Source organism: Serratia sp. TSO36 (assembly GCF_057808395.1).
On the sequence record NZ_JBJZOU010000030.1, the window covers coordinates 49,508 to 72,171 of the forward strand.

Genomic DNA, 22,664 nt, shown 5'->3' on the forward strand with positions numbered 1-22,664 from the left:
ATTGATGGGCGTCATTACCGGGGCACCCTGTTACTTCATTCGGTTTTTGAATTCATCCGCAATCAGCCATAACGCACGGTTCAATTTAATATCGCCATCGATACCGTTGACCGCCCGAGTCCGGGTATTTTTCCCGGTCGCGCTTTTACCGGGTAATCCGCCTTTAATCATGTTTTCCTGAACGCGCTGGAATGTCGTCCATAAATCATTGCCGTAATCTTCTCGCCGACGCGGACGCAAAACTTGCGACGGCGTGATTGGGGATTTATCTTCATACTCGTAGCGATAACTTAACGCCGCCCGCGCAAATAATTCCTGATCGCGCTCGGTCAGTGAAATGCATTTCATGGTATCGAGGTCATTATCGACGCGGTCAAATATGCCAAGCACTTCATAGGCACCTTCAATCACCTGCCCGACCACGTCGCCTTTATGCGGGACACGAACATCACCGAACGATTGACCAAATACCATTCCGTTGGCACAGACATAGCGGAACATGCCGGGGATCATTTGGTAGCTGCTGCTCCCGTCGTGGCTGTTCAATAATACGATTTCGGGCACTTCCTTATTGCCGGAGACAATCATATTTTCCCGACGCAGCCGCAGCATGTGTTTGGTATGGCCGCGTTTGCTTTCATCCCGAACGCGCGTCTGGCAGGCATAAAATGGCTGAAAACCTTCCTCGCGTAATTTATCCAGCAGCGTAATGGTGGGAATATACGTATAACGGTCACTGCGCGAATCGTGTTTATCTTCCGAAAACACGCTCGGCACCACGTTCATTAATTCGTCGTTGGTTAACGGGCGGTCTTTACGGATGGCGTTATAACGGCCAAAACGGGAAGTCAGACGCATGATATTCTCCTTTCTCTTTGAGTAATGCCGGAAAAATTTTTTAGACCGGCGATGAATTAACGGTATGAGTGATTGATAGCCAGCTGAAGGTGCAGCCGATAACGCGCATGTTCCCAGGCAACGACGCCGGTCTCGCCAAAATAGGCACCGGCCAGACGCTGCGCCTGAATCCAATGTTGCGCGACGGCATACGCAATTTTCGGTTTATCGGACGGCGAGTTATCGACGCCGTTAAACACCACCCGATCCGTCATCGTGTTAAAAATTTCATACAGCGATTGCGCCAGTTCGTCAGGGGACAAATACACGCCGTGTAATTCCTCCATAAATGCCAGTTGACGGATCATGATGCTTTCCGCGTCGGGGTATTTTCCCGCCCATCGTTTGGAAGATTCTTTGGTGGCGGTGTTGACGTTTTGCGTGTTCATCCTGCTCTTGCTCCTCTCTGGTGGTTATTCCATCGTTCGGTGAGTTCCCTGGCGGCAAAGGGCGACGGAGCAACGGCGTAAGGAGACACGCAAGGGGCGAGACGAAAAGTTTTTACCTGGAAAAAGTTTTCGGTGAAGTGCATTTAACCCCTTGCGGGGTGACGCGCCGGTGCTACGAACAGCCCTCCGCCGGGGAACGGCCGTCCGATGGCGCACCGGAAACGCAGCGAGGAGGAACACGGCCGACACGGCGACAAGCCGGGTCGCCCTTAGCGTTCCTCGCCTGGGCGAGAAACAGTGAAAAGCGGCGCCGGCATCGCCGGCTGCAAGCGTGCCCATCGCGTGACGGATGGAAGCCCGTCAGGGGGGAGACGGCGTGCCGGCTACCTGCGCAGCACGACAGCCGGGCCCGAAGGGCACGCCCTGGCATCATGCGGAAACCCGGTTCACCGCAGAAATACCGGCAGCCGGCAAGGGAGAGGTAGAAAAACCGCCACCAGGTCTTTGTGACAGCATACGAGAAGGGAAAGAATGGCCGGTGCCGCAGGCGCCGGCCTTTCGTTCTGTTCGTCTTTTACCGCGCGGTGCTGGCCGGAGTCACCGCCACCGGAAAAAGGGCGGCGTGCCCTCCTCCGTTTCCAGGTAGCACACAGCGTCGTCATCAAACGCCCAGCACTCCCTGCCCCGATCGGTAAATTCGCCCGGTAACGGCAGCGTGTCGTTTTCAGTCATGCGTTATCGGGCAGGATCGCCCTGCCCGCCTCGGGTGTTATCGGTACATCGGCCAGCGCGTGGACGTCACGCGATACCAAAACGGCGTATACATCTCGCGCTGATACTTCAGTGTCAGGCTGTTGCCGATCACCACGCGCGCCGGGATACCCAACAGCGACAGCTGGATGTAACACATCCGCGCCGCCACCGGATCGATGTCCACGCAGTCGGCGCGCAGCTGCGTTTGCGGGTTATACCCCCGCGCCAGCATCACTTTTGCAAACGCGATCACCATCCCGCCCGCGCCGCAGGTCGGTTCGGACAGCGTGATATACGGCTCTTTATCCAACGCCGCCAGCCGATCACCGGCCACCAGTCCCGCCATCAGCTCGGAGAGATGAAACGGCGTGAAAAACTGGCCGATGTTGCCGCTGCCCAGCTCCAGCTCCATAAACAGCGATCCGAGAAAATCCCCCATGCCCTGATCCAGCCCGATGACCAGCCACGAAAGCAGCTGCGCCATACGCTGCTGGTCGGCTTTTTCATAGCGCTGGATGGTGGCCATATACTCCGCCTCGATGTCCGGCGACTTTAACAGCAGATTTTCCAGCGCACAGGCCGTCAGTTTCACAAAATCGCTGAAAACTTCGTAGCGATGGTGATAACGCGCCGTTTCACGAAAGGTACTCAAAAAGCCTTGCGCGGATCATCGCCGGTGATTGTCCGTTTCCGTCTCGGTACAGGGTCGGCGGATTTTGACGGTTCGACCGCATCAGCCCTGACGTTCTTTTCCGTCGGGGGCAATGCATCTACGGGCACGGAAAACAGGGCATCAAAAGAGAGTTGAGACACTATATTTACCTCCGGGTCAGTGAATAGCCGCCCCGAAAAACGGGGCGGCTCGCGTTATCAGGCCATCGCCCGCGTTAACTCCAGCGCACGCAGAACGTGCCCCCATTCACTGCCCCGCATCGACGGCACCCGCACCGATTTGCCCTTGCGGACACACCCGGCGATATGACGCCCGAACGACCGCAGATCCGGATCGACGTCGGCGGCGGCTATATCGCCGCGCGCGATCCGCCGTTGGCGCTTCACCTGCTCGCACTCTGCCTGCAGGCGCTTTACATACTCGTCGGTTACTGTCATGATGCTTACATTCGATTTCATGGTTGATCTCCATGCTGATTGATGAATGCCGGTTTCACTTTCCACGGGTCAACCGGCACGAGAGAGCAGGCGAAAGCCTGCTTTTTTCATTTACGGGCTTGCGTCTCCCGGCTTAACACCTCCTTATTGATCCGCGCCAGAATGGCGCTGTGCGGTAACGTCACCACGTCGCGGAACTTAAAATAGCGATCGCCAACTTTGGCAAAAATGTAGGCAACGTCCCCGCAGTACATTTCGGCCAGCTTGAAAGTTTCGCTATGTGCGTCGCCCGCCCAGTCTTTCGGGTACATCACCGCGATGGCATCCATAAACGCCGCCAGCGTGATTTCTTCCACGTCGCTGCGTGCCTGCTGCTCGCGCCGTTGCCAGTACGCGGCCTCGGTGCTCGCATCCCACGCCATGCGGTTTTCGGTGCTGATTTCGGTCTGATACATCGTTTTCTCCTCCTGGGTAATGCCGGGCGGCGATAGCACCGCCCGACGAAAATCAGTAATCGGCCGACAGTTCATCCATCAGGGAAAAGAACGAATCGTAGGCGCGGTCTGCCTCGGCCTCCGTCAGCATATAACCCCGCTTGGACGCCGCGCCCATAAAGACCGGCCGGTCTTTCAATGGCAATGCACACAGATAATTCATCGCCATCTCTAACAGCCGTGATTCAAAGATTTCGTAATGCAGACCACATGACTGCCCGGCCTGCTTCTCCATCCGGGCCAGCACGACATCAGCGCGGATCACATCAAAGGCATTTGAAGAGTTCAGATTGCGGACAAAACCGTCAGTACGGAGCGCATTGTGTTTTTCCCCATATCTTTCAGAGCGTTCCTGAGCGGCGGTTTTGACGTTGACGTTTTGTGTGTTCATGCTGGCATCCCTCTTCGGTGGTTGATTTATCTCTCGTCGGAACCTTTCGCGGCAAAAAAGCTGACGTAGCGACGGCGAACGAGGGAACGCAAGGGCGCCGCTTGCGGCGTGCATTTCACCCTTGCGGGCTACCGGGCGACGGTGCTACAAAAGCGGCCGCGTAAGGGCCGATGAGAGATAACCACCGGTGAGATGAGCAGGAACACACCCGACACGGCGACAAGCCGGGGCGACCTTAGCGTTCCTCGCCTGGGCGAGGAACAGTGAGAAGCGGCGCCGGCATCGCCGGCTGCAAGCGTGCCTTTCGCGTCAGCGATGGACGCCCGCAGGGGGGGCGACGGCTCGCCGGCGCCATGCGCAGCACGACAGCGCGCCCGGACGCCCACCGATGCATCGTCTCGCCAGGCAAGTCGTTCAGAAGCAGCATATCCATGCCCGACTGTCGCCGTAGCACCGTCAACAGCCGCAGCGCCTCCTGTCAAAAGAATGTGTATATCTGGCACAGGAATGAGAGAGCAACAAGCCGCAGTGGCGTAGCCACTGCAGCCTGTTGTCCAGGGTTTAGCGGCCTACCAGGCTATTCGGCAGCCGCGCCGCGTTATCGATATGCGCTTCAGCAGATAACTCAGCACTGATCAGACTGACCTGAAGACGCGCCTCCCAGAATGGCATGACCGACCAGAGGTAACTATCCAGTTCGTCCAGACAGGGAAACCGCGCCGTCCACGCCAGCACCAGCCCGCTCAGGTCATCCTCGGCCAGTCCCTGCTGCTGCGCACGCCGCACCCAGCGGTCAAGCTCGCCCGGCGTGATGAACGCCAGCTCGATTTCCGCCCGCGCCAGCCGCACCTGGTAACGTCGCCGCTTGTGCCGCCGGAGTGTGGCATCGATGCGCGCCTGACGGGTGTGTTTCATCGTCAGCCGGTGTTCGAAGCGCTGACGACGGCGGCGGTTCACTTCCAGGAACAGCGTATCGCGAGTGTCGCCCGGCAACGGGGAATAACAGTGCTCGCCCCGGCTGGCAATCAGCGTGTCGAGCGCGTCGATATAGTCTTCCTTGCGCGTGGCGCGGCGACGATCGCCGGGCCGGTAGGTCACGTCTATCATGCGGATGTCCTTGGCTGAAATTGTGAGCCGCCCGGTTAACTGGCGGAAAAACGCCGTGGCATAGGGGTAAACGGGTAACCGCCTGCCTGCTTCACGCCGGGCTTCGACCTGTGCGATGGCCTGCCAGACGGCCTGCCGGTACGGGTGCCACGGCACCAGAGCGAGATGATTCGGGATCACAGGCAGTGCCCTCCCATCCGCAGCGCAACCGCCAGCTTTTCCGGCCGCCAGAACCCCAACCGGTAATAGCCCGCCACGGTATGCAGCACCCGGTTGACCGTGGCCGGGGTGTAATGCTCATCCAGGTACAGCCACGCCAGCGACTGACCGTCGTCAAACGGCAGCGTCATTGACCAGTTCGGCACATCCGCGCCCGCACTGCACAAGTAGAGCGCTGTCGCCTCATCCCCTGCCGGGCTTATCCGGCATACCACCGGCACGCGCCCGCAGAACTCGCAGCCCTCTTCCGCCACCACGCGCCAGCCTTCCGGCAGCGCCAGTTGCCCCAGCACCGCGCAGTTGAGCATCACCCGATACTCTCTGCCCCGGTCGCGGTACTCCTCCAGTTCGTCGGCGCTCATCGCCGTCAGTGTTTCGAGATTGAATGCATTTTTCATCGCTGTTTTCTGCCGCCCCTCAGGGCGGCAGCTCCCTGTCGGTTAGGTGCCGGCGCTGTTGTCAGCGTCCTGTAAAGTGGTGGTGTCCTCGGCCAGCGGCAGCAGGCACTCCGGCACCCAGCCGCCGGCGGTCAGTTCATCCTCGGCCAGCTGCGCGGCGTCGCCCTTCTTCATCTTGAGCACCGAGGCCGCCTGCGCCACCTTCTCGGCATCAAGTAGTGCATCGCTCATCAGCTCCTTGCTGATCCGCCCGAAGTAATTGGCCTTGGTCGGTTGCCACCAGTCGCGCAGCGTGAAATCCAGCGCGTGCTCGAGCGGCGTCAGGGCATCGCCGACTTTGCCATCCTTTGCAGGCCACAGCTGCACGGCATCGAGCGACAGGCCGACGCAGTACGCCAGCAGCGCCACGACCTCGGCCTGTTCCCACGTCAGCAACCATGAGAAATCGGTATTCCACTCCGGCGGCAATTTGGCTTCCCACTGCGTGTGCAGCTCGCCCAGCTGGCGATCGGCGCGGCTGCCTTCCGCCGTCGGGGCTTTGCTCAGCAGCTCCCCACGTTTTGGGGTCAGGCTGGTTTGGAGCAGCGATCCGGCGTAACGCGAACCGAAAACTTTCACGGCCAGCGTGTGGGTGTGTAGCGCCAGCGCCACGGTCGGGTTCTCGACCAGCGCGCCCATCACCGCCAGCGTGCGCTCCGCCGACAAACAGGTGATCAGCGCCGCCGACAAGCCTTTCTCCTTGGTTTTCGGTGCCGCCGTTTCGGTGGTCGCCGTGCCCTCGCCGTTGTCATCAGCGCCATTCCCGGTCGTTGCTTCGCTCGCCCGCAGCACGATCCCGCGCTGATAAACCACCTCCCCGTCACGCAGGGACGCCACTACCCCGCCGCTGCTGCGCATCGCCTGCGGCCATGCACGGACGATTGCCTGTACGGTCAACCGCGCAATATCGGCTTCGACAGCATGGCTCTCGACGTTCAGTGCGTGGATATCGGTATCGGCATCCGCCGCTTCAAATGCCGCTTCTAGCTCACTGAACCGCGCTTTCAGGCGGGTGATCTCGGCCTGTTCGTCAGCGGTAAATTCCGGCTGCGGTTCGGCCAGCTCGCGGTACAGCTCCGCATCCTCCCCCCACGTTTTAATGGCCGAAATACGCCCTTCCGCCCAGCTCCAGCCCTCATCCTCGGCCACCTGCTGCGCCAGCGCGTGCAGTTTTTCACAGGCAAGACGCTCCAACATCGCCGGTTCGGTCAAAAAGCCCTCGTCGGAAAACAGGTCAAATTTGAATGTGCCGCCCGCCGCTTCGTAGACCTCGCGCCCGACGAACGCCAGTTGGTTGTTATCTCTGGCCGAGACTTCGCCTTTCAGCACAGCCTCGCGCAAGTGCTGCGGCGCAGCCGCCCAGCCGTGCGCGTTTTCCCACACGTCACACTGACGTTGATGATCTTCGGTGGCCGACAGCGCCTGCAGCTGGTCGAGGGTGATCTGGTCGTCGGCCAGCGCATCGAGTAGCACCAGCGCCATTGTTGCCAGACGCAGGCAGCGTTGAACGTGGCGCGTGCTGAACCCCAGCAGATCGCCGATCTGCGCCGGAGTTTGTCCGTCTGCCGACAGGTCGCGGAACGCCGTAACCTGATCGGCCGGGTGCATCTGTTCGCGCTGGCTGTTCTCCATCATCGACACCACGCGCGCCATCGCCCGGCTGACGACCAGCACCTCGACCGGGTAATCGTCGGTCACGATACCGTCCGGGATGGTCTTGTCGGCGTCGTTCTCCTGTTCCATCAACCAGCGCAGCGCCAGCGTGCGCCGCTCACCTGCGGCGACGCCGTAGCGGCCATCCTCCATCTCGAATACCACCAGATTCATCAGCAGACCGGCTGAACGGATGGCGGCGGCCAGCCCCTCGATCGACGCCTGCGAGGATTTTTTCTTGCGCACGTTCAAATCGGTCAGCACCAGCAGGCCGAGCGTGGCGGTTTTGCGCACGGCCTTGGCCAACGCCGCCTCGATTTTTTCCGTGAGGGCGTTTTTCTTGGTGGTTTTGACCGGACGGGTTGTCTTGCCCTTGATTGGTGCTTTAGACTCAGTCATAGACATGGTGTATCTCCGTTGATAATTGCCTGTTGAGCCAGCGTCAGAAGTGGGTGCTTCCGCGCTGGCGGTGAGAAAGCGGCAGCGATGCCGCTTTTTTATTGCCCTGAACTCATGCACCAGTGGGTCATCGTCATCTGATCGCTGGCAGCCACCGGCCAGCCGCCGACGATCCACACCGAAATGGTGTCGAAATCCCCAAAGTCCGTGAACACCTCTTCCGCCCCTGCCGGTACGACCGGCGGTTCAATGGTGCCGGTTGAACGACCGCACACCGCCTTCACATAACAAAACAGGTCATACACCTGCGGGATGGTCAGGGCACTGCTGGTCTGTGCAGATGCTGCTGTAGGCTTCGTTGTCGCGCCCTGGACGTTTTGTGGTTGCATGTTGGATTCCTCCGGGTGGTTGTTTGATGCCACTGTGAGTATTCGCCGTCGCAATAAACTGATTCAGCACGGCGGTGAGCGGCACCAAGGGGCGGAGACAAAAAGTTTTTTTGAACGAAGGGAGGAAAAAGTTTTTGGCGGAGTGCATTTCACCCCTTGGTGTTCAAGCGAGACGCTGTGCTGTTATCAGTTGCGGCGGGAAGACTGACTGCGGCAGGCGTACCACGGAAGGATGAACGGGCACCCACCCGACACGACGGCGCGACAGCGGTCGGCGGGGCGTCAACAGCGTCCTGCAGCCTGGCTGCAGGACAGTGAGGGCGGCTCCGGCGCAGCCGGCTGCAAGCGGGGTTGCGTGAGGATGGAAGCCCGCAGGGGGAGACGGCCGGCCGGCTCCCTGCGTAGCACGACAGCCGTCCCCATCGGGGCACACCCATAGTAACAGGCCATTCCTCAAACTGAGGTTCTACAATGTATTGACAGAGCACTAAAGTGATACTAAATTAACACCAAACAGGAGCCAGCAAGGAACCAATTAAGCACCATGATTATACTAATTGGAAGTCAAAAAGGCGGTTGCGGGAAATCAACGACAGCAGTCAATATTGCAGCAGAATTGTCACGACAAGGGCATGATGTGATGCTGGTCGACTCTGACCGTCAAGGAACCGCATCCAACTGGATTGCTGACCGTAATACGATCGAAGGTATAGCACCTATCCACTGCATTCAGAAATTCGATAACATTCGCGATACGCTACTCGATCTCGATAAGCGCTATGAATACGTGGTTGTTGACACTGCTGGTCGTGACAGTCGAGAGCTTAGAACGGGCATGACATCAGCAGATGTGCTGCTGGTCCCTTTCCGCCCTTCACAACCCGATTTAGATACGCTGCCACGGTTGACAGAAATTATGACGGAAGCTAAGGATCTCAATCCCAAACTGAAGGCTATCGCCATGCTGACGCTCGCACCGTCCAATCCAGTCATCAACGAGATCCAGGAAGCCAAAGAGTACCTCAAAGACTTCCCTGAGTTGGGGTTGATGAGCACGGTGGTACGTGACCGCAAGGTTTACCGGGATTGTATGTCCGAAGGGCGTGGCGTGGTCGAAATGGATAATTCGAAAGCCAAAGCCGAAATTCAATGTCTGGTGAAGGAGTTGATGACATGGTAAAGCGCAGGGAACCCGTCGTCACTCCAGCGGCAGTGGAAAAACGCATCGAAGAATTTGCAGCTGCAGCTGATCATGTCGTTACGCCACTCAAGCAAACCGACAGTGAAGCACCACGTGATTACAAGGCCATCCGTGTGCCGTTCAATCAATATGAGTATGAGTTGCTGGAGAAGCTATGCAAAAAAACCAACCGCTCTAAACTCAATATGATCCGGCATGCATTGAAGTTTTATGATGAGCACGGGGATTAAGGCATCAAAAAAAGACCAAAAAGGAGCTATAAAGGCTCCTTTTTGGCACCAAAATCACACCACTTAAACATCATATGACAACGCATCTGATTCGGAAGAGTTGGGGGCCTTTCTCCTGGCCCGTATTTTCCTTCCCCCTCAGAAACAAGCAATGGTGTCCACTGCCAGATTGCCCACCTGCCGTTCAGGACTTCAACGCCCGCCAGTAACATACGCCTGGAAGGGCTTGTGTCAGCGTGACTAAAGGCGTCAAACCGGTATACTAATGGTATCATTTTGGCATCAATAAAACCTAATACAGGAACCATTATGACACCTGATCCAATCGGTAAACACGTTGCCATCAGAGACTATCCTGTACACCTGGTTGAGGGGGTGTACAGCTGCAGGTATAACGACATTATTTATTGCCGATTCAAAATTCCGCTGCGACAGGGTGAATTTGCCTATATGGAGCAGGCGATTTCCGACACCAGTGAGAATTACATCGTCGTTGCCGATAGGGATAAGTTGCTTGCTGTCAGCCTGGCGTAACACGCCGAATTCCATTGTGCCTGAACTGAGCCGGGGTGATGAGTCCGCCTGGCGACGTGACCATAAATTTCACGAAGCAGAAAGATGCTTTAGCATTGGCGCCGGCAACCCGGTACCGCTGGCCACTCCGACATGTCGATTTATTCTAGAGCGTGGCTTGCCAGTTCCTGCGCTTAATTTTGTCGATGGGATCACTCGGACAATTTGGCTGTTGGCGAATGGCGCCGATCGCTTGCCTGTTCATGCCTATAATCACCATGACGCCCTGTTGCTGCAACGAGGGATCGGCCATAGGGCTGCATCGCCAGTGTCAGTAAAAACGTTATTTTTCCAGTATGCCGGCGCAGTCTTGCCACGTAATCTACGCTATAAAGCTGACCCCAACCACATCAAATTGAAGCCAAAATACCACCAAAAAAGCACCATATAAGCACTAAATTGATACCAAACAAACACACTATAGTTAATACGCACTACATCATGGATGCCGCCCGACTAGCAGTGTAAAAGAAGCACCTAGATAACACTAAAAAGGTACTAATCAAACACCTTTTTTACACCATTATCGGCCAGCTGCAGCATCTCCGCCGCCACGCCGACATCCATCGAGAACGGCACGCCACCCCGGCCTGATACCGTGTCGAGACTGAACACCTTCAGGTAGACCTGCGTCGATTTAAAATCCTTATGACCCATCACGGCCTGCAGCGTCAGCGGCGCCACCCCATGAAACAACAGATGCATCGCAAAGCTGTGCCGGAATGTATGGGGGGTGACGCGCGCCAGGCTGAACCGCACGCCCTGACGATCAGCCTCACGGAGCACCTTCTTCAACCAGTTGCGCGCGGTGCCATCGGTCACCGGCCAGATCGGTTTGGTCTTGTGCTCGGTAAAGGTGTGGATGTGATCGCGCAGCCGCGCCGTAAAGGGCCCGTCTTCGAGCGCCACCGTGCGTTTGACCGGAGATGCCGTTCGGGCGGTCGGTCCCGGTGCGTTGAGTTTCAGCGCCGGCGGCCGGCCAACCCTAGGGTTGAGCCGTTGCTTGAGGGTACGCAGCGTGACGAACGCCGACGCCGCATCAAATTCCACGTCCGCCGGACGTACCGCCAGTGCCTCATTGATCCGCGCGCCGGTGTTCCACAAAAACTCGAACAGCGTGCGCTTTTCCAGATCGTGGCAACAGGACAGTAAGACGGCGATTTCCGGCGGCAGCAGGTAGTAGGGCAGATCACCATGCAATGCGGCGCGGTTGGACGCGCACATAGCGGTCATCGCCGGCCAGCAGATCGCCGCCGATCGCGCTACGTAAAATCTGAGATTTTTCAGGAGGGCAAAGGGCGCATTTTTTCGTGATCCGCAATCAGTGACTTTCAGTGTCTATTTTGCCGCAACCGCGCCGGGTGATCGCTCACAATAATTTTTGTGGCGCAGGCCGCGGTTCGGTTAAATCATCCTGCATAGAAGTTTAACCCAATCACCGACGAACGCCAGACCTGACGCCGGGGCCTGGCAGTGCCGACCGCGGGGCAAAACGACACAGCATGTAGTAGCCAGAACGACCGATCCAGACACAAGATGTAGCGTTATCCACAGAAACGGTGGATAAGTCAGCAACGTTCGGTAAAAAGGCGTTTTACCGAAACACTGTGCAAACGCTATACTGCCTCCATCCAGTTCAGAACACGCCGGGAGGGGCCGGCAATAGTTAACCACTACCGCAGTAATTTTTGCCAAGGGAGGCCAGAACAATGAGCGTGACAATATTCAGAAAAATGAGAGGTCGCATTGTTCCCCTCACCGTTGATGAAGAGCACGCTTCATATTACGAGTCCCATGACTATAAAAAAACACCGAAACATAAAGCAACCACGAATAAATTTGACACTTTCACATCGTTCACTGAGCCCAATGCCACTTGCAATAAATGTGGCAAGGATGTTTTCTATTATGAGAATTCATACGGTTCACGGGTACTCTTTGATGCCTTAGGTCCCCCCTGGCCAATTCATCCGTATTATCATTCAGAACCGGTATTGAAAAAACAAACGAAACCGTCAAGCGCGCCGGGGTGGGAACCCGTTTTAATTGAAAAAGGCGTCATCACATCCAGTGGCGCATTACGGATACAAGGGGAAATCCGTGGCGCGACAATCAGATTTACGTTCGAAGCAACTGATTTTTTAAAAATGCACGTTGACATAAAGGATGTAAAAAATCTCATTGTGTTTGCCGCCAGGGAGAAAAGCAAGGTACAGACGCACAACGGCAAAATGACGTTTACCTGTCTCTACGAGCTTGTATCAGAAAAGGAAGATAATGATGATTTCCAACGGGATACTAGCGTCACACCAGATTTAATGTCGGTGACGCCCGCAGAGAAAAATACATCCGCCGCTACACAAGCCCCCATTTCCTCCGTATCAACACCGCATATTGTGGGCACGTTAACAATAAGAAACATTGAATTGGTTGTTGATAAAAAGGAAAACATGACGGCTATCGTTAACGGTAATCTTAATAAACGTTTTCGCGTAAACTATCTTCTTCTCGAGTATGAGAAAATCAATGAGCTGTTGTCAGAATCAGAGAGCAACAAGAAAGAAACCCGCATCACAACCTGTTTTGTCAAAGACTCTGAAGATGAAATAACCTTGGTATTTCCTAATAAAATCGGTGGCACAGAAAAAACATTCAATGTCAGTTTCGTAAAAAAGAAACTCGCGGACAGCTTGCCCCGCGTACAGTCGACACACAACGAAAAACCGGCTCCCCGTCCAATGGTACTTCATAGAAAGAAACGAGAACGTTCATTAGAGGAACAGATAGGCAGCTTGGCCACAAAAATATCCTCATCCATGGCTGATGCATTTCTCAATGCTAAAAAGAGATAGTCGCTGGGTCGGCGCCGGTTCAGGAACGGTGAGGATATCAGCCGCTTCACCGAGAGTAGGGCGAAATGAGGGATCATGCTACGATACCACGATGAAAACGACACCCACTGCGCACGACGCGCTGTTCAAACAGTTTTTGACGCACCCGGAAACCGCCCGCGACTTTCTGGACGCACACCTGCCGCCGGCGTTGCGCCAGGCGTGCGACCTGAGCACCCTGCGTCTGGAATCCGGCTCATTCGTCGAGGAAGACCTGCGTGCGTACTACTCAGACGTGCTTTATTCGCTGAAGGCCGGGCAGGGCGACGGCTATATTTACGCCCTCATCGAGCACCAATCGACGCCGGACAAAAACATGGCGTTTCGGTTGATGCGGTATGCCATTGCCGCCATGCAACGCCATCTGGCTGCCGGCAATGAACAGCTGCCGCTGGTGATCCCCGTCCTGTTCTATCATGGTCAGGTAACACCCTACCCGTATCCGATGAACTGGCTGCAGGGCTTCAGTGATTCGGCGCTGGCCGGCCAGCTGTACGGGGGCGATTTTCCACTCGTTGACGTCACGGTCATTCCGGACGATCAAATCATGCAGCATCGCCGCGTCGCCATTCTGGAGCTGCTGCAAAAGCACGTTCGCCAGCGTGACCTGGCCGATTTGCTGGAACAGCTGGTCACGTTGCTGCTGGCCGGTTACACTACTCAGGAGCAGCTGACATCACTGATGCATTACATGCTGCAGGTTGGTGAAACCCGCAACCCGGGCGAATTACTATCAACCCTGGCATCACGGGTGCCGGAACACGAGGACACGCTGATGACGATTGCAGAAAAGTTGAGAGAAGAAGGGCGTCAGAAAGGACGTCAGGAAGGGCGTCAGGAAGGACGCATCGAGGGGCTGCAACTTGGCGAAGAAAAAGGGCGCCAGGAAGGCGAGCGCGATGCGGCGCTGAAAATCGCCCGCGCCATGCTGGCCAGCGGGCTCGATCGCGAGTCGGTAATGAAAATGACCGGGCTGACAGCCGACGACCTGGCGCACATTCACCACTGATAGAGCGCCACGAACGTAGCGCCCCTGCGGGGCGAGCACGGCAGCGCCGCTGCCTCAACCGTCTTTAAGACCCTGTCCTACCTCAACACCCGCGTCGGCTGAACACGCTAAGATCCTCACGGTGGCACCGGCCCCGCCGCTGCGTTGACACCCGCATAAAACGAGCACGTCTGCGACCTGAGCCGGCTGGCGCCGATGCCCTTTCCCTGCCCTCTGACGCCCTGTAGACTCTGCACCATGTATATTCCACGACCCGCAAAGCTGTTGTTCCAGCATGACGACGGCTGGAGCCGGTATCTCGACAAACACGGTGACACTCTCAGCGACTGGACCCAACTCGCCGTCGAGCGCATGCTCGCCTGCGGCACCTGTGCCATGGGTGTTCGCCGCTACTGCTGCGCCTCACCGGATTGCACCCATACCCGCTTCTTCTGCCAGAGCTGCAAGTCCAAAGCCTGTAGCAGTTGTGGCCTCAAGGCCACCGAGCAGTGGATTGCCGAACAGCAGCACATCCTGCCCGACTGTGACTGGCAACATATCACCTTCACCATGCCCCATCTGCTGTGGCCATTTTTCAACAACAACTGGCCGCTGCTCAACGAGCTGTTCCGCTGTGCCACCCGCCCCATGCTCCGCTGGGCCCGCCGGCAGGGTATCGAAGTGGGGATCTTCTGCGCGCTCCACACCTACGGCCGGCAGCTCAATCAGCATCAGCACATCCATGTCTCCGTCACCCGCGGCGGCCTCAATATCAAACACGGCACCTGGCGGCAGCTGTTCTTTAAAAAGAAAGAGGTCGAGCAAATCTGGCGCAGCGCCGTGGTTTACCTGCTGCGTGACAACTACGACCGCATCAATCCTGGCACCCTGCCAGGCCTCGGCCATATCCGTAGCGAGGACCGGTGGCACAGGTATCTGCATGCCCAATACCGGCGTTGCTGGAAAGTGCACTTCGCCAAAAAGACCCGTGGCGCCTGGCGCAGCGGGAAATACCTGGGCCGGTACCTGAAGCGCCCGCCGGTGGCGGCTTCACAGTTGCGGTATTACCGCGGAGGCGCCGTGGTCCATCAGTATTACGATCACCGCACACAGCAACACAAACGCCAGAAAATCAGCCAGGAGGAGATGCTGCAACGGTACGTCAGCCATATCCCCGCGCGGCATTTTAAAATGGTGCGGTACTACGGTTTTCTGGCCAACCGCAAGCGGGGCACGCTGCTGCCAAAGGTTTACGACGCGCTGGAGATGACGGTACGGGAGAAACCGAAGCGGCCCGGGTTCGCGGTGCTGATGAAAAGTTTCCTGGGCACCGACCCATACCAGTGAATCCTCTGCAAAGGCCGGCTGCGTTTTGCCGGCGCCATGGCGGGCGAGCATGCCACCAAACTGCTGTCAGACAGGCTGCACCGGCTGGCAAAGAAACGATTGCTTCAGATCCCGTCTCTGGATTAGTGCGCCTAAAAAATGGGTTTTAGATTAAAACGCCACCGTAATGGTTATTTTTACCCATAAATCTGCACAGCCCCACGTCATCAGGGGCTGTTGTACGCCGACGTTCATGGCCAGTCGCTCCGAAAAAACGCGATCCAGATTCCTAACCGTGAACGAGTAGTGCAATGCGTTGCAGTAAAGATTCGCTGCCAATGATTTCCGTCATGCGCAGTCCTTGTGTCCCAAAAAGTCCATAATGAAATTGTCACATCTCGTAATCACCACGGTGACAATGATTGCCCTCGCAGTTTCTCTATGCACAAATCACCCACATGATAATAAGCAACCAAATAGCAACGCTATTAAATTACCGGGCGCCCGTTGCCGGGTGATCCGACTTTATGGCGTATGACAACTTTCCGGAAGTGTACCACGGCGGGAAAATAATCATATCGCGGTTGTCGGCCGAAAACCGCCGTTAACGATCACCCCGGCAAAACACAATATATCGAAGAAATGCAGCTGAAGCGGCGCCACATGTTGTGGTTTTAGGGATGACAGGGAGGGTGACGATCAGGAGATCCGTCTCTGCCAGAAATCGGAACTGAAGAGGAAAAAAAGAAAGTGACATATATAAAACATATCCATATGCTACACATCTGCATATACATCACCTATACACAGGTGACATATTGGCCTATACTGAGCCTATGCCGATGGGCCATGAGGCCATAAACCAGGAGGACATCATGCGAACCGTATCCATTTTTAAAAATGGCAACAACCGCGCCATCCGTCTGCCCCGCGATCTGGATTTTGAGGGGGTGAGCGAGCTGGAGATCGTCCGGGAAGGGGACAGCATCATCCTGCGTCCCGTCCGGCCGACCTGGGGCTCCTTTGCGCAGCTGGAAAAAGCTGACGCAGATTTTATGGCGGAGCGGGCGGATCTGGTCAGCGACGAGGGGCGAGTTGACCTGTGAACAAGACCTATATGCTCGACACCAACATCTGTTCGTTCATCATGCGCGAGCAGCCGCAAGCCGTCATTAAGCGCCTGGAGCAGGCGGTGCTGCGTAACCACCGTATCGTGGTCTCGGCCATCACCTATGCCGAGATGCGTTTTGGGGCGATCGGCAAGAAGGCCTCGCCGCGCCATACGCAGCTGGTCGACGCGTTCTGCGCCCGCCTCGATGCCATCCTGCCCTGGGATCGGGCCGCGGTCGACGCCACCACCGAGATCAAGGCCACCCTGACCGCGGCCGGGACGCCGATCGGCCCGAACGACACGGCGATCGCCGGGCATACCATTGCCGCCGGCGCCATACTGGTGACGAATAATACAAGAGAATTTGCGCGGGTGCCGGGTCTTGTACTGGAAGACTGGGTCAGATAAACCCGTTATCAATGTAGTGTCGTACAGCAAAATGATCTAATACAATTGGCTGAGGGGGATCTTATGAGTTATGGCTGGCTTTTCGAAACACAGGACGAGGAAGTTTCCGGAGGTATTGTTATTGATCTGGAACACCTTCCTCCTGAGCTTAAACTGACCGCTATCCAGATTTTAGTGAATCAGGTTGACCGTGAAACGGCAGAGAAAAAACTAGCAGAAGTCATACAGCAACTTGAGTTTGATATAACCGCAGCAGAACTTTCAGCATATCTTTTTAAACCGGGTCATGCCTGACGGTTGCCCTGATGGCGGCGGGATCACCACCGGCGATAGGCGAATCCGATATATACCTGGCTGAAGGCTACCACCTTTGTCAGTACAACCAACGCCCAGACTTGGCGGACTCGATGAGCATATTGACGGTAAATGGGGGTACTTCGGGGAGGTCCTTTTCACGCCTGAACAAATTTTTGAGCAATGTCCCCATCGGCGGATCGGGGTAATAGGTTTTGATATTGAAACTGGCCTTATCGACTGAGAACTTTTCAAAAAAATCCTCCATCAGTCCTTCTGCTTCAGCCCAATCCATGCCAATGTCAGCATCAATATCAGAACCTGGCGTTATCACGGGTGCGCGGCCAGAGATGACTGAACCATAATGCTTTCTGACGAGGGCGATTACTTGCTCTTCAAGCGTCTCGGCTACCATAAGCGATCCTCAGCACGGGCGATTTTGTTATAGGCCACAACGCTCTCAACGCTGATCCGTGAGACATCATAGGCGAGAATGAGCCAGCCGACGACCGGCCAACGAAGGTGCCGATGTTCGAGATCATCTTTCGCCTCACGCCTTCCACGGGATTACCGATAAATGTTGGTAGCTGAATCCCATACGGGAATTTGGCGTTCCCAAAGACCTTGCGTGAAGCCACACTGGCGAGTGAGGCCACCGCGAGTGACGGAGACGTGGATATGCGGGTGCTGATTGAGCTGGCGGCCGTAGGTGTGGAGCGCACAGAAGATACCGACTTCGATCCCCTGTTGGCGCGCCCAGCGGAGCATGGCGCGGGTGGCGCAGCGAAACAGATCATAAAGACGGTTGAGGCTGCAAAGCAGCCGTGCTCGCACCGCAGGTGCGCTACGTTCTGATGCAGTCAGCTTATTTTGCCTGGGCTTTGATCGTCAGATTACACGTGTATTTTCCCGCTTTATGACCATTCGTCTCATCTTTCTTAATCCAGATGCTTGAGGTATTCGTCCCATTCGTGAACGTGATTGCTGGTTTCCATGTACCGCCAGTAAAAGCAGCTGCACTATTTCCAATAGTGACACTGGCTGTCAGCGAATCAGTAAAATCGTCATGTTTGAGGGTGATTTTATCCCCGGCGCCGTCACATCCGGTTACCACCAGAACACCGTTTGTCGCATTGGATGTTGTGGTGACGTCCAATTTCGCCCACTTCCCTGAACTAAGCTCCTTATCAAGGCTGACCATTTTTTTAGAGAGCATAACAGAGAACACCGCCTCTACCTCGGCTTCAATCGTGACGATGGCACTTTCAGCGGCGTAAGCATAACCCCCGACGCCCCCGCTCAGCATCAGGGCAAAAGGGATAAATTGTGTCAGTTTCATCATTAAACTTTATGGTTATCTGGCTGGAGGGCGCTATGGATATCGTGACATCCATAGCGCACAGTACGACTCAGGGCTCAGCAATCAGGGCTTGGAGACCTTCACGTTGAGAGTACCTGTATACTCACCGACGCCCACAAGCTCCGGCGTATCCGGGGTCAGGTGCAGCTTAACCGGTGTACCCACTTTTGCCGTGCTAATACTGGCTTGACCATTAGAAAACACCGTCTTTTCCAGTTCCGCCTTAACTTTCAGTTTCTGATCTTTCGGCCCCTTCAGATTAAAGCCGTCACCGTTTTTATCCACGGCAGAAACCGTGACAGTCGCAGGAGTTGTGCTGTTTGGGACGTTGCTCTGAATATTAATCTCCACATCCGTCGTGCCCTTTGCAAAGTCAAGCGTTACATCTTTCACCTGATCTACACTGAATGTTTCCTCCACGGTAGCCGAGACTGTAAAATTTGTGGTATCGCTGGCCTGCGCGGCATACGGCATGCCGATAGCGGCGAGGACCAGCAGGCTGGCAGCGGTTTGTTTCATCATGCTTTTCATCTGTATTTCCTTTAAGGATTGTTACTGCGTTTAAAAAATCGGTATGGCCGGTATCGCGCCGGGATGCATGCCCTTACCGGCAGACGGCCGTGACGCGGGCCAGCGGTGTGACCGGGTCAGCCTCACCGATATGCCAGTCGGCCTGGCAGGTCTGTGCCGCGCCGTCTCCCCACTTCGCCATCACGGTGCCACTGCGGGCCAGACCGGTCAGGAACACCTGACCGTCATCCCCGGTGATACCGGTGCTGTCACCGGCGCTCACGGTGGTGCCAAACGGTAACGGTTTACCGTCCTTCATCAGCGTCATCAACACGCGCAGACCGCTCTTCGCGGCAAATCCTGCCCGGACGATAGCGCCCTTTGTCGGAATGACCCGGGCAACCGGCTCATCCACTTCAGTCTGTGTATCCATGTGCGCCACATCCAGCGCCACCCGGTTTTCATGATATTCACTGGCCCAGGGCTGCACGGCGTAACCACGCCAGTCGGTCCGCACGCCGGCACCGCCTTCCAGCGGAATACCCGCGGCACCCGGCACTGATACCAGAACACTGGTGTTACCCAGCGGCTGACCCGCCGTCAGGCCATCGCTGTGCAGAACAACTCCGCCCCGCATGTCATAACTGGCCTGGCGGTAGCCCTGCCCCTGGCTGTAACCGGCAGAGATATCCCCGTACCCTCCCTGGTAACCCAGGTGCAGGTTGCTGCTGTCCTCCCCCAGACCCGAACGGCTCTGCGAGACATGCCAGCTCAGGTTGCTCTGCTCCAGCGCAGTGCCCCCCAGGGAGGCCTGATGGCTGATTCGGCCCTGACCGTCACGCCCGGCGCCGTACGAGGCGTACATTGATTTTCCCCGCTCCCCGAGCAGGCTCTCCAGCGGCAGGGACAGCGACAGGCTCAGGTTGCGGTCCGTACGCCCGGCAGATGCGCCGTAGCTTTCGCTGTAGTTCAGGCTGTAACTGACCGGCCCCAGCGCGCTGCTGAACCCGGCCTGCAGGGAGGTACTGGCCCCCTGGCCGTGCCAGTACGTCTGGCGGCTGCCCGTCAGGTACAAAGAGCTGCGGTCACCCACATTCTGGGAGACACTCACATCCATCCGCTCGCGGCGGTTATCCCTCAGGTCATACCAGTCCCCAACCGGACGAGGGAGCAGACACCCGTTTACGTCACGCTGCTCCTCGCTCTGCCAGCCCGTCATCTGCGCCCGGTAGCTCTCCTCCAGGGTGTAAAATCCCCGGGTGGAGTAGCGATACCCCGCCAACTGAAACGTGGTCCCCGTGCTGGCAAAGCCGCGGCTGTACAGGAAACGTACGGACTGCCCGCGATGGCGACTGCCATCGGCGAGCGTACTGTTCGCATGGGTGATATCGGCTGAAAACGCCCCCAACGCCCCCATATTGATGCCGCTGCCCAGCAGGACTGACTGATACTTTCGGGAATATTGACCGCCGGTAAAGGCGGTGATGCCGTAAGGCAGCCCCCGGGTCAGGTTGCCCTGCAACACCACCGGATGAGCCTTATCCTGACGGCCGTGATTCTGTAACTGACCGGCGCTGAAGGCGTACTTCGTTCGCCCTTCCCGCAGCAAATTGGGGACGGTGGCATAAGGCACAGTAAACACACGTATCCCGCCATCGGCCTCCGTGACGGTGACCTCCAGGTCGCCGCTGGAATACATCGGGCTGATGTCATCAATGGCAAATTCGCCGGGGGCAACGTTGGTCTCGTACATCACATAGCCGTTTTGACGGATGCTGACCCGGGCGTTGCTCACCGCCACCCCGCGGATCACCGGGGCATACCCGCGCTCCTGGTCCGGATACATACCGTCATCCGTGCCCAGACTGACGCCGCGGAGCTGAATGGAATCGAACATCCCGCCTTCCGTCGTGGTGTCCCCCATAACCAGTGTGCTGCGCCAGTCCTTAATGCCGCGCTCCAGCCAGGTACGTCCGTGATGCCACTCCCGGCGATGACTGTTATCCGTCAGCGTACGTTCGTCGCGCAGACGCCATGGCCCGGCATTGAACCCGCTGTTGAGACTCAGGTAGCGACTGTGTCCACTGCCTGAACGCCCCTGACTTTCCGAGCCGCTGAAGGACCAGTTCAGCAGACCGGCCGTGATACCGTCATCCCACAGGGCCGGTGATGTCCAGTTACGGGGACGCTTGTGCACCCATTTATGGGGCACGCTGATGTCCAGTCGCATTGCCTGAAAATCAAAATGGGTGGTGGCCTGCTCAATCACGCTGCCTGGTGACAGGTACTGACCCGCCCCGTCTTCCGCTCTCTCTCCGAAGGCTTCCGGGCGCACGCCGGCGTCAATAAAATCGGCCTGCGTCAGGCCGGCCATCAGGCCCGTGTCGTCGGTAATACCGGCGCGCTTCGCGTCCGTGTCCGCCGCGAAAAAGGTCACGTCGCGGCTGTACAGCAGTTCCCGGTTCAGGTACACCGCCACTGTATAGACGCCAGGAAGCTGCTGACCATTTTCAAAGCGGGACAGGTCAACCCCGTCTCCGGTACCGGTCACCAGCTCAGGCGGAAACCAGAGCTCGCCGGCCTGCGGGACCTGGCTGCAAAACATGGCGGCAGCCAGTACCGTAAGACGAAACGCAGGAGACTTTTTCATCGTGGTCACCACCCCGTTTTTAGCGAATATGGCTCTGGCCTTTATCCTGGCCGCCGTAGTCATTCACGGAGACCCAGGTAACAGAGCCCGCACTGCCGGCAGGCAGTGCCTGAGACTCACTGGCCCGCGGTGCCACCATCACATCCTTCAGCGGCTGACCACCGGCCTTCATGTCGGTCAGGGTCAGGTAATAGGGGGTCGGGTTATGAATGACCAACTGTCCGCCCTTGCGGGTGAATTCCAGCGCATCGGCCGCTTTATCGCGCGCTGGCGTCAGACCGGCCGGACGAACAAACAGCTTTATCTGCATCTGGGTCGCCACCACCAAACCGCCGGAGCCCTGCGACAGGGCTTTTTTGTCCACGGACGGAATAGCTTTCACATTCAGGTAGTACAGGCTTTCCTTATCGGTCGCCTTTGCCGCGTCGGCCGCAATAATACGCAGCATGTTTTCATTACCTGGAGCGCTGGTATACAGCGGCGGGGTGAGGACAAAGTCACTGGTTTTTTTGCCGTCCGGGGTTTCCACCCACGACTGAATCAGGTACGTGGAGTCATCACTGCGATTACTGACCGACAGGGTGGCCTGCTGTGCCCCGGCCGGGTACACTACCCGGCTGCCACCCAGCGTGATACCACCGGCAGAGGCAGAAAGGGAAAACAGCCCCGTCAGGCATAAAATGCCCCCGGCAATCACGCTGGCCGGAATACTTTTAATCAATTTCATTTTTATTTACCTCAGGTAAAGGGTAAAATAAGTCCTTATGAAATACGGATGTATTTCATAATCATTCATTTCATTGCAGATAAACACACGCAGTCATCATCGACAGAGCGGATACCCGACGTGATTCCGGAATATCAAAAAACGAATCTGTGAATAA

The 22,664-nt window shown here is 56.7% G+C and carries 25 protein-coding genes and 3 pseudogenes; 10 read left to right on the top strand and 18 right to left on the bottom strand.

The genetic code is table 11. The annotated features are described in order from the left end of the window. Window positions 1–30: 30 nt before the first annotated feature. The 10 genes from ACK3CV_RS25065 to ACK3CV_RS25110 form a co-directional block, all read right to left on the bottom strand. The gene (locus tag ACK3CV_RS25065; protein ID WP_110147657.1) at window positions 31–858 is read right to left on the bottom strand and encodes a DUF932 domain-containing protein; all 828 of its coding nucleotides are present in this window, start codon (window positions 856–858) and stop codon (window positions 31–33) included. A 56-nt stretch (window positions 859–914) separates the two neighbouring features. Continuing rightward, window positions 915–1,286 carry a dehydrogenase gene (locus ACK3CV_RS25070; protein WP_164141812.1) on the bottom strand — a complete coding sequence of 124 codons (372 nt, stop codon included), beginning with the start codon at window positions 1,284–1,286 and terminating at the stop codon, window positions 915–917. A 769-nt stretch (window positions 1,287–2,055) separates the two neighbouring features. Further along, window positions 2,056–2,691, bottom strand: coding sequence for an N-6 DNA methylase (locus tag ACK3CV_RS25075; protein WP_164141811.1), 636 nt, complete (start codon window positions 2,689–2,691; stop codon window positions 2,056–2,058). 218 nt (window positions 2,692–2,909) lie between these two features. Beyond that, window positions 2,910–3,170: a hypothetical protein gene (locus ACK3CV_RS25080; RefSeq protein WP_094887931.1), complete on the bottom strand. Its 261-nt coding sequence runs from the start codon at window positions 3,168–3,170 to the stop codon at window positions 2,910–2,912. Window positions 3,171–3,256: 86 nt separating this feature from the next. Further along, window positions 3,257–3,604 (bottom strand): hypothetical protein, encoded by a 348-nt coding sequence (locus ACK3CV_RS25085; protein WP_164141809.1) that lies wholly within the window; start codon window positions 3,602–3,604, stop codon window positions 3,257–3,259. A gap of 52 nt (window positions 3,605–3,656) precedes the next feature. Further along, window positions 3,657–4,034, bottom strand: a complete 378-nt coding sequence (locus ACK3CV_RS25090; protein WP_164141807.1) for a hypothetical protein — start codon at window positions 4,032–4,034, stop codon at window positions 3,657–3,659. Window positions 4,035–4,595: 561 nt separating this feature from the next. Beyond that, window positions 4,596–5,321 (bottom strand): plasmid SOS inhibition protein A, encoded by a 726-nt coding sequence (locus tag ACK3CV_RS25095; protein ID WP_164141805.1) that lies wholly within the window; start codon window positions 5,319–5,321, stop codon window positions 4,596–4,598. After that, window positions 5,318–5,758, bottom strand: a complete 441-nt coding sequence (gene psiB, locus ACK3CV_RS25100; protein WP_164141803.1) for a conjugation system SOS inhibitor PsiB — start codon at window positions 5,756–5,758, stop codon at window positions 5,318–5,320. Before psiB ends, ACK3CV_RS25095 begins: the two co-directional genes overlap by 4 nt. Before the next feature lie 42 nt (window positions 5,759–5,800). Next, window positions 5,801–7,855, bottom strand: a complete 2,055-nt coding sequence (locus tag ACK3CV_RS25105; protein WP_239504667.1) for a ParB/RepB/Spo0J family partition protein — start codon at window positions 7,853–7,855, stop codon at window positions 5,801–5,803. 92 nt (window positions 7,856–7,947) lie between these two features. Continuing rightward, window positions 7,948–8,238, bottom strand: coding sequence for a ribulokinase (locus tag ACK3CV_RS25110; RefSeq protein ID WP_164141801.1), 291 nt, complete (start codon window positions 8,236–8,238; stop codon window positions 7,948–7,950). A gap of 544 nt (window positions 8,239–8,782) precedes the next feature. Between ACK3CV_RS25110 and ACK3CV_RS25115 the strand changes: the two genes are divergently transcribed. The 4 genes from ACK3CV_RS25115 (at window position 8,783) to ACK3CV_RS25130 (ending at window position 10,633) form a co-directional block, all read left to right on the top strand. After that, a complete protein-coding gene (locus tag ACK3CV_RS25115) occupies window positions 8,783–9,418 on the top strand; it encodes an AAA family ATPase (protein WP_164141799.1) in 636 nt (211 codons plus the stop codon). Beyond that, window positions 9,412–9,669, top strand: coding sequence for a ribbon-helix-helix domain-containing protein (locus tag ACK3CV_RS25120; protein WP_164141797.1), 258 nt, complete (start codon window positions 9,412–9,414; stop codon window positions 9,667–9,669). The genes ACK3CV_RS25115 and ACK3CV_RS25120 overlap by 7 nt, the downstream gene beginning before the upstream one ends. A 309-nt stretch (window positions 9,670–9,978) precedes the next feature. Continuing rightward, window positions 9,979–10,203, top strand: coding sequence for a hypothetical protein (locus tag ACK3CV_RS25125; protein WP_164141795.1), 225 nt, complete (start codon window positions 9,979–9,981; stop codon window positions 10,201–10,203). Beyond that, window positions 10,184–10,633, top strand: a complete 450-nt coding sequence (locus ACK3CV_RS25130; protein WP_164141793.1) for a plasmid fertility inhibition factor family protein — start codon at window positions 10,184–10,186, stop codon at window positions 10,631–10,633. Before ACK3CV_RS25125 ends, ACK3CV_RS25130 begins: the two co-directional genes overlap by 20 nt. A 107-nt stretch (window positions 10,634–10,740) precedes the next feature. Here the strand turns inward: ACK3CV_RS25130 and ACK3CV_RS25135 are convergent, their stop codons facing one another. Beyond that, entirely contained in the window at window positions 10,741–11,466 is a 726-nt protein-coding gene (locus ACK3CV_RS25135) for a tyrosine-type recombinase/integrase (RefSeq protein ID WP_239504666.1), read from the bottom strand. Window positions 11,467–11,951: 485 nt separating this feature from the next. On the opposite strand from ACK3CV_RS25135, the gene ACK3CV_RS25140 reads away from it, so the two are divergent. The 6 genes and pseudogenes from ACK3CV_RS25140 (at window position 11,952) to ACK3CV_RS25165 (ending at window position 17,260) form a co-directional block, all read left to right on the top strand. Continuing rightward, the gene (locus ACK3CV_RS25140; RefSeq protein WP_164141789.1) at window positions 11,952–13,094 is read left to right on the top strand and encodes a hypothetical protein; all 1,143 of its coding nucleotides are present in this window, start codon (window positions 11,952–11,954) and stop codon (window positions 13,092–13,094) included. Window positions 13,095–13,185: 91 nt separating this feature from the next. Then, complete coding sequence (locus tag ACK3CV_RS25145; RefSeq protein ID WP_164141788.1) at window positions 13,186–14,142, top strand: Rpn family recombination-promoting nuclease/putative transposase; 957 nt, start codon at window positions 13,186–13,188, stop codon at window positions 14,140–14,142. Between the two features lie 237 nt (window positions 14,143–14,379). Continuing rightward, window positions 14,380–15,594 (top strand): annotated as a pseudogene (locus ACK3CV_RS25150) (IS91 family transposase). A gap of 728 nt (window positions 15,595–16,322) precedes the next feature. Further along, the gene (vapB, locus tag ACK3CV_RS25155; RefSeq protein WP_164141786.1) at window positions 16,323–16,553 is read left to right on the top strand and encodes a type II toxin-antitoxin system VapB family antitoxin; all 231 of its coding nucleotides are present in this window, start codon (window positions 16,323–16,325) and stop codon (window positions 16,551–16,553) included. Continuing rightward, window positions 16,550–16,966 carry a type II toxin-antitoxin system VapC family toxin gene (locus ACK3CV_RS25160; RefSeq protein WP_164141783.1) on the top strand — a complete coding sequence of 139 codons (417 nt, stop codon included), beginning with the start codon at window positions 16,550–16,552 and terminating at the stop codon, window positions 16,964–16,966. Before vapB ends, ACK3CV_RS25160 begins: the two co-directional genes overlap by 4 nt. Window positions 16,967–17,029: 63 nt before the next feature. After that, window positions 17,030–17,260: a hypothetical protein gene (locus tag ACK3CV_RS25165; protein ID WP_164141782.1), complete on the top strand. Its 231-nt coding sequence runs from the start codon at window positions 17,030–17,032 to the stop codon at window positions 17,258–17,260. A 79-nt stretch (window positions 17,261–17,339) separates the two neighbouring features. On the opposite strand, the gene ACK3CV_RS25170 is transcribed toward ACK3CV_RS25165, so the two are convergent. The 7 genes and pseudogenes from ACK3CV_RS25170 to ACK3CV_RS25200 all read right to left on the bottom strand — a co-directional run bounded on the left by ACK3CV_RS25170 (window position 17,340) and on the right by ACK3CV_RS25200 (window position 22,507). Next, window positions 17,340–17,675 carry a DUF1493 family protein gene (locus ACK3CV_RS25170; protein WP_164141780.1) on the bottom strand — a complete coding sequence of 112 codons (336 nt, stop codon included), beginning with the start codon at window positions 17,673–17,675 and terminating at the stop codon, window positions 17,340–17,342. Beyond that, a pseudogene (locus ACK3CV_RS25175) lies at window positions 17,669–17,952 on the bottom strand (STM2901 family protein). Before ACK3CV_RS25175 ends, ACK3CV_RS25170 begins: the two are co-directional and overlap by 7 nt. Further along, window positions 17,909–18,007, bottom strand: a pseudogene (locus tag ACK3CV_RS25180) (transposase); the annotation flags it as partial. The pseudogenes ACK3CV_RS25180 and ACK3CV_RS25175, both read right to left, overlap by 44 nt. Before the next feature lie 118 nt (window positions 18,008–18,125). Then, window positions 18,126–18,599 (bottom strand): hypothetical protein, encoded by a 474-nt coding sequence (locus ACK3CV_RS25185; RefSeq protein WP_489009918.1) that lies wholly within the window; start codon window positions 18,597–18,599, stop codon window positions 18,126–18,128. A gap of 84 nt (window positions 18,600–18,683) precedes the next feature. After that, window positions 18,684–19,151 (bottom strand): hypothetical protein, encoded by a 468-nt coding sequence (locus tag ACK3CV_RS25190; protein WP_489009919.1) that lies wholly within the window; start codon window positions 19,149–19,151, stop codon window positions 18,684–18,686. 73 nt (window positions 19,152–19,224) lie between these two features. Further along, window positions 19,225–21,780: a fimbria/pilus outer membrane usher protein gene (locus tag ACK3CV_RS25195; RefSeq protein WP_239504664.1), complete on the bottom strand. Its 2,556-nt coding sequence runs from the start codon at window positions 21,778–21,780 to the stop codon at window positions 19,225–19,227. A 19-nt stretch (window positions 21,781–21,799) separates the two neighbouring features. Next, window positions 21,800–22,507, bottom strand: coding sequence for a fimbria/pilus periplasmic chaperone (locus ACK3CV_RS25200; protein ID WP_164141774.1), 708 nt, complete (start codon window positions 22,505–22,507; stop codon window positions 21,800–21,802). Window positions 22,508–22,664: the final 157 nt, after the last annotated feature.

What these genes read in the sequence shown, in the direction of transcription:
- ACK3CV_RS25115 (WP_164141799.1), top strand. Translation starts at nt 8,783, where the DNA reads ATGATTATACTAATTGGAAGTCAAAAAGGCGGTTGCGGGAAATCAACG.
- ACK3CV_RS25090 (WP_164141807.1), bottom strand. Translation starts at nt 4,034, where the DNA reads ATGAACACACAAAACGTCAACGTCAAAACCGCCGCTCAGGAACGCTCT.
- ACK3CV_RS25125 (WP_164141795.1), top strand. Translation starts at nt 9,979, where the DNA reads ATGACACCTGATCCAATCGGTAAACACGTTGCCATCAGAGACTATCCT.
- ACK3CV_RS25105 (WP_239504667.1), bottom strand. Translation starts at nt 7,855, where the DNA reads ATGTCTATGACTGAGTCTAAAGCACCAATCAAGGGCAAGACAACCCGT.
- ACK3CV_RS25195 (WP_239504664.1), bottom strand. Translation starts at nt 21,780, where the DNA reads ATGAAAAAGTCTCCTGCGTTTCGTCTTACGGTACTGGCTGCCGCCATG.
- ACK3CV_RS25140 (WP_164141789.1), top strand. Translation starts at nt 11,952, where the DNA reads ATGAGCGTGACAATATTCAGAAAAATGAGAGGTCGCATTGTTCCCCTC.
- ACK3CV_RS25085 (WP_164141809.1), bottom strand. Translation starts at nt 3,604, where the DNA reads ATGTATCAGACCGAAATCAGCACCGAAAACCGCATGGCGTGGGATGCG.
- vapB (WP_164141786.1), top strand. Translation starts at nt 16,323, where the DNA reads ATGCGAACCGTATCCATTTTTAAAAATGGCAACAACCGCGCCATCCGT.
- ACK3CV_RS25165 (WP_164141782.1), top strand. Translation starts at nt 17,030, where the DNA reads ATGAGTTATGGCTGGCTTTTCGAAACACAGGACGAGGAAGTTTCCGGA.
- ACK3CV_RS25190 (WP_489009919.1), bottom strand. Translation starts at nt 19,151, where the DNA reads ATGAAAAGCATGATGAAACAAACCGCTGCCAGCCTGCTGGTCCTCGCC.
- psiB (WP_164141803.1), bottom strand. Translation starts at nt 5,758, where the DNA reads ATGAAAAATGCATTCAATCTCGAAACACTGACGGCGATGAGCGCCGAC.
- ACK3CV_RS25185 (WP_489009918.1), bottom strand. Translation starts at nt 18,599, where the DNA reads ATGAAACTGACACAATTTATCCCTTTTGCCCTGATGCTGAGCGGGGGC.
- ACK3CV_RS25145 (WP_164141788.1), top strand. Translation starts at nt 13,186, where the DNA reads ATGAAAACGACACCCACTGCGCACGACGCGCTGTTCAAACAGTTTTTG.
- ACK3CV_RS25080 (WP_094887931.1), bottom strand. Translation starts at nt 3,170, where the DNA reads ATGAAATCGAATGTAAGCATCATGACAGTAACCGACGAGTATGTAAAG.
- ACK3CV_RS25065 (WP_110147657.1), bottom strand. Translation starts at nt 858, where the DNA reads ATGCGTCTGACTTCCCGTTTTGGCCGTTATAACGCCATCCGTAAAGAC.
- ACK3CV_RS25135 (WP_239504666.1), bottom strand. Translation starts at nt 11,466, where the DNA reads ATGTGCGCGTCCAACCGCGCCGCATTGCATGGTGATCTGCCCTACTAC.
- ACK3CV_RS25170 (WP_164141780.1), bottom strand. Translation starts at nt 17,675, where the DNA reads ATGGTAGCCGAGACGCTTGAAGAGCAAGTAATCGCCCTCGTCAGAAAG.
- ACK3CV_RS25070 (WP_164141812.1), bottom strand. Translation starts at nt 1,286, where the DNA reads ATGAACACGCAAAACGTCAACACCGCCACCAAAGAATCTTCCAAACGA.
- ACK3CV_RS25200 (WP_164141774.1), bottom strand. Translation starts at nt 22,507, where the DNA reads ATGAAATTGATTAAAAGTATTCCGGCCAGCGTGATTGCCGGGGGCATT.
- ACK3CV_RS25110 (WP_164141801.1), bottom strand. Translation starts at nt 8,238, where the DNA reads ATGCAACCACAAAACGTCCAGGGCGCGACAACGAAGCCTACAGCAGCA.
- ACK3CV_RS25120 (WP_164141797.1), top strand. Translation starts at nt 9,412, where the DNA reads ATGGTAAAGCGCAGGGAACCCGTCGTCACTCCAGCGGCAGTGGAAAAA.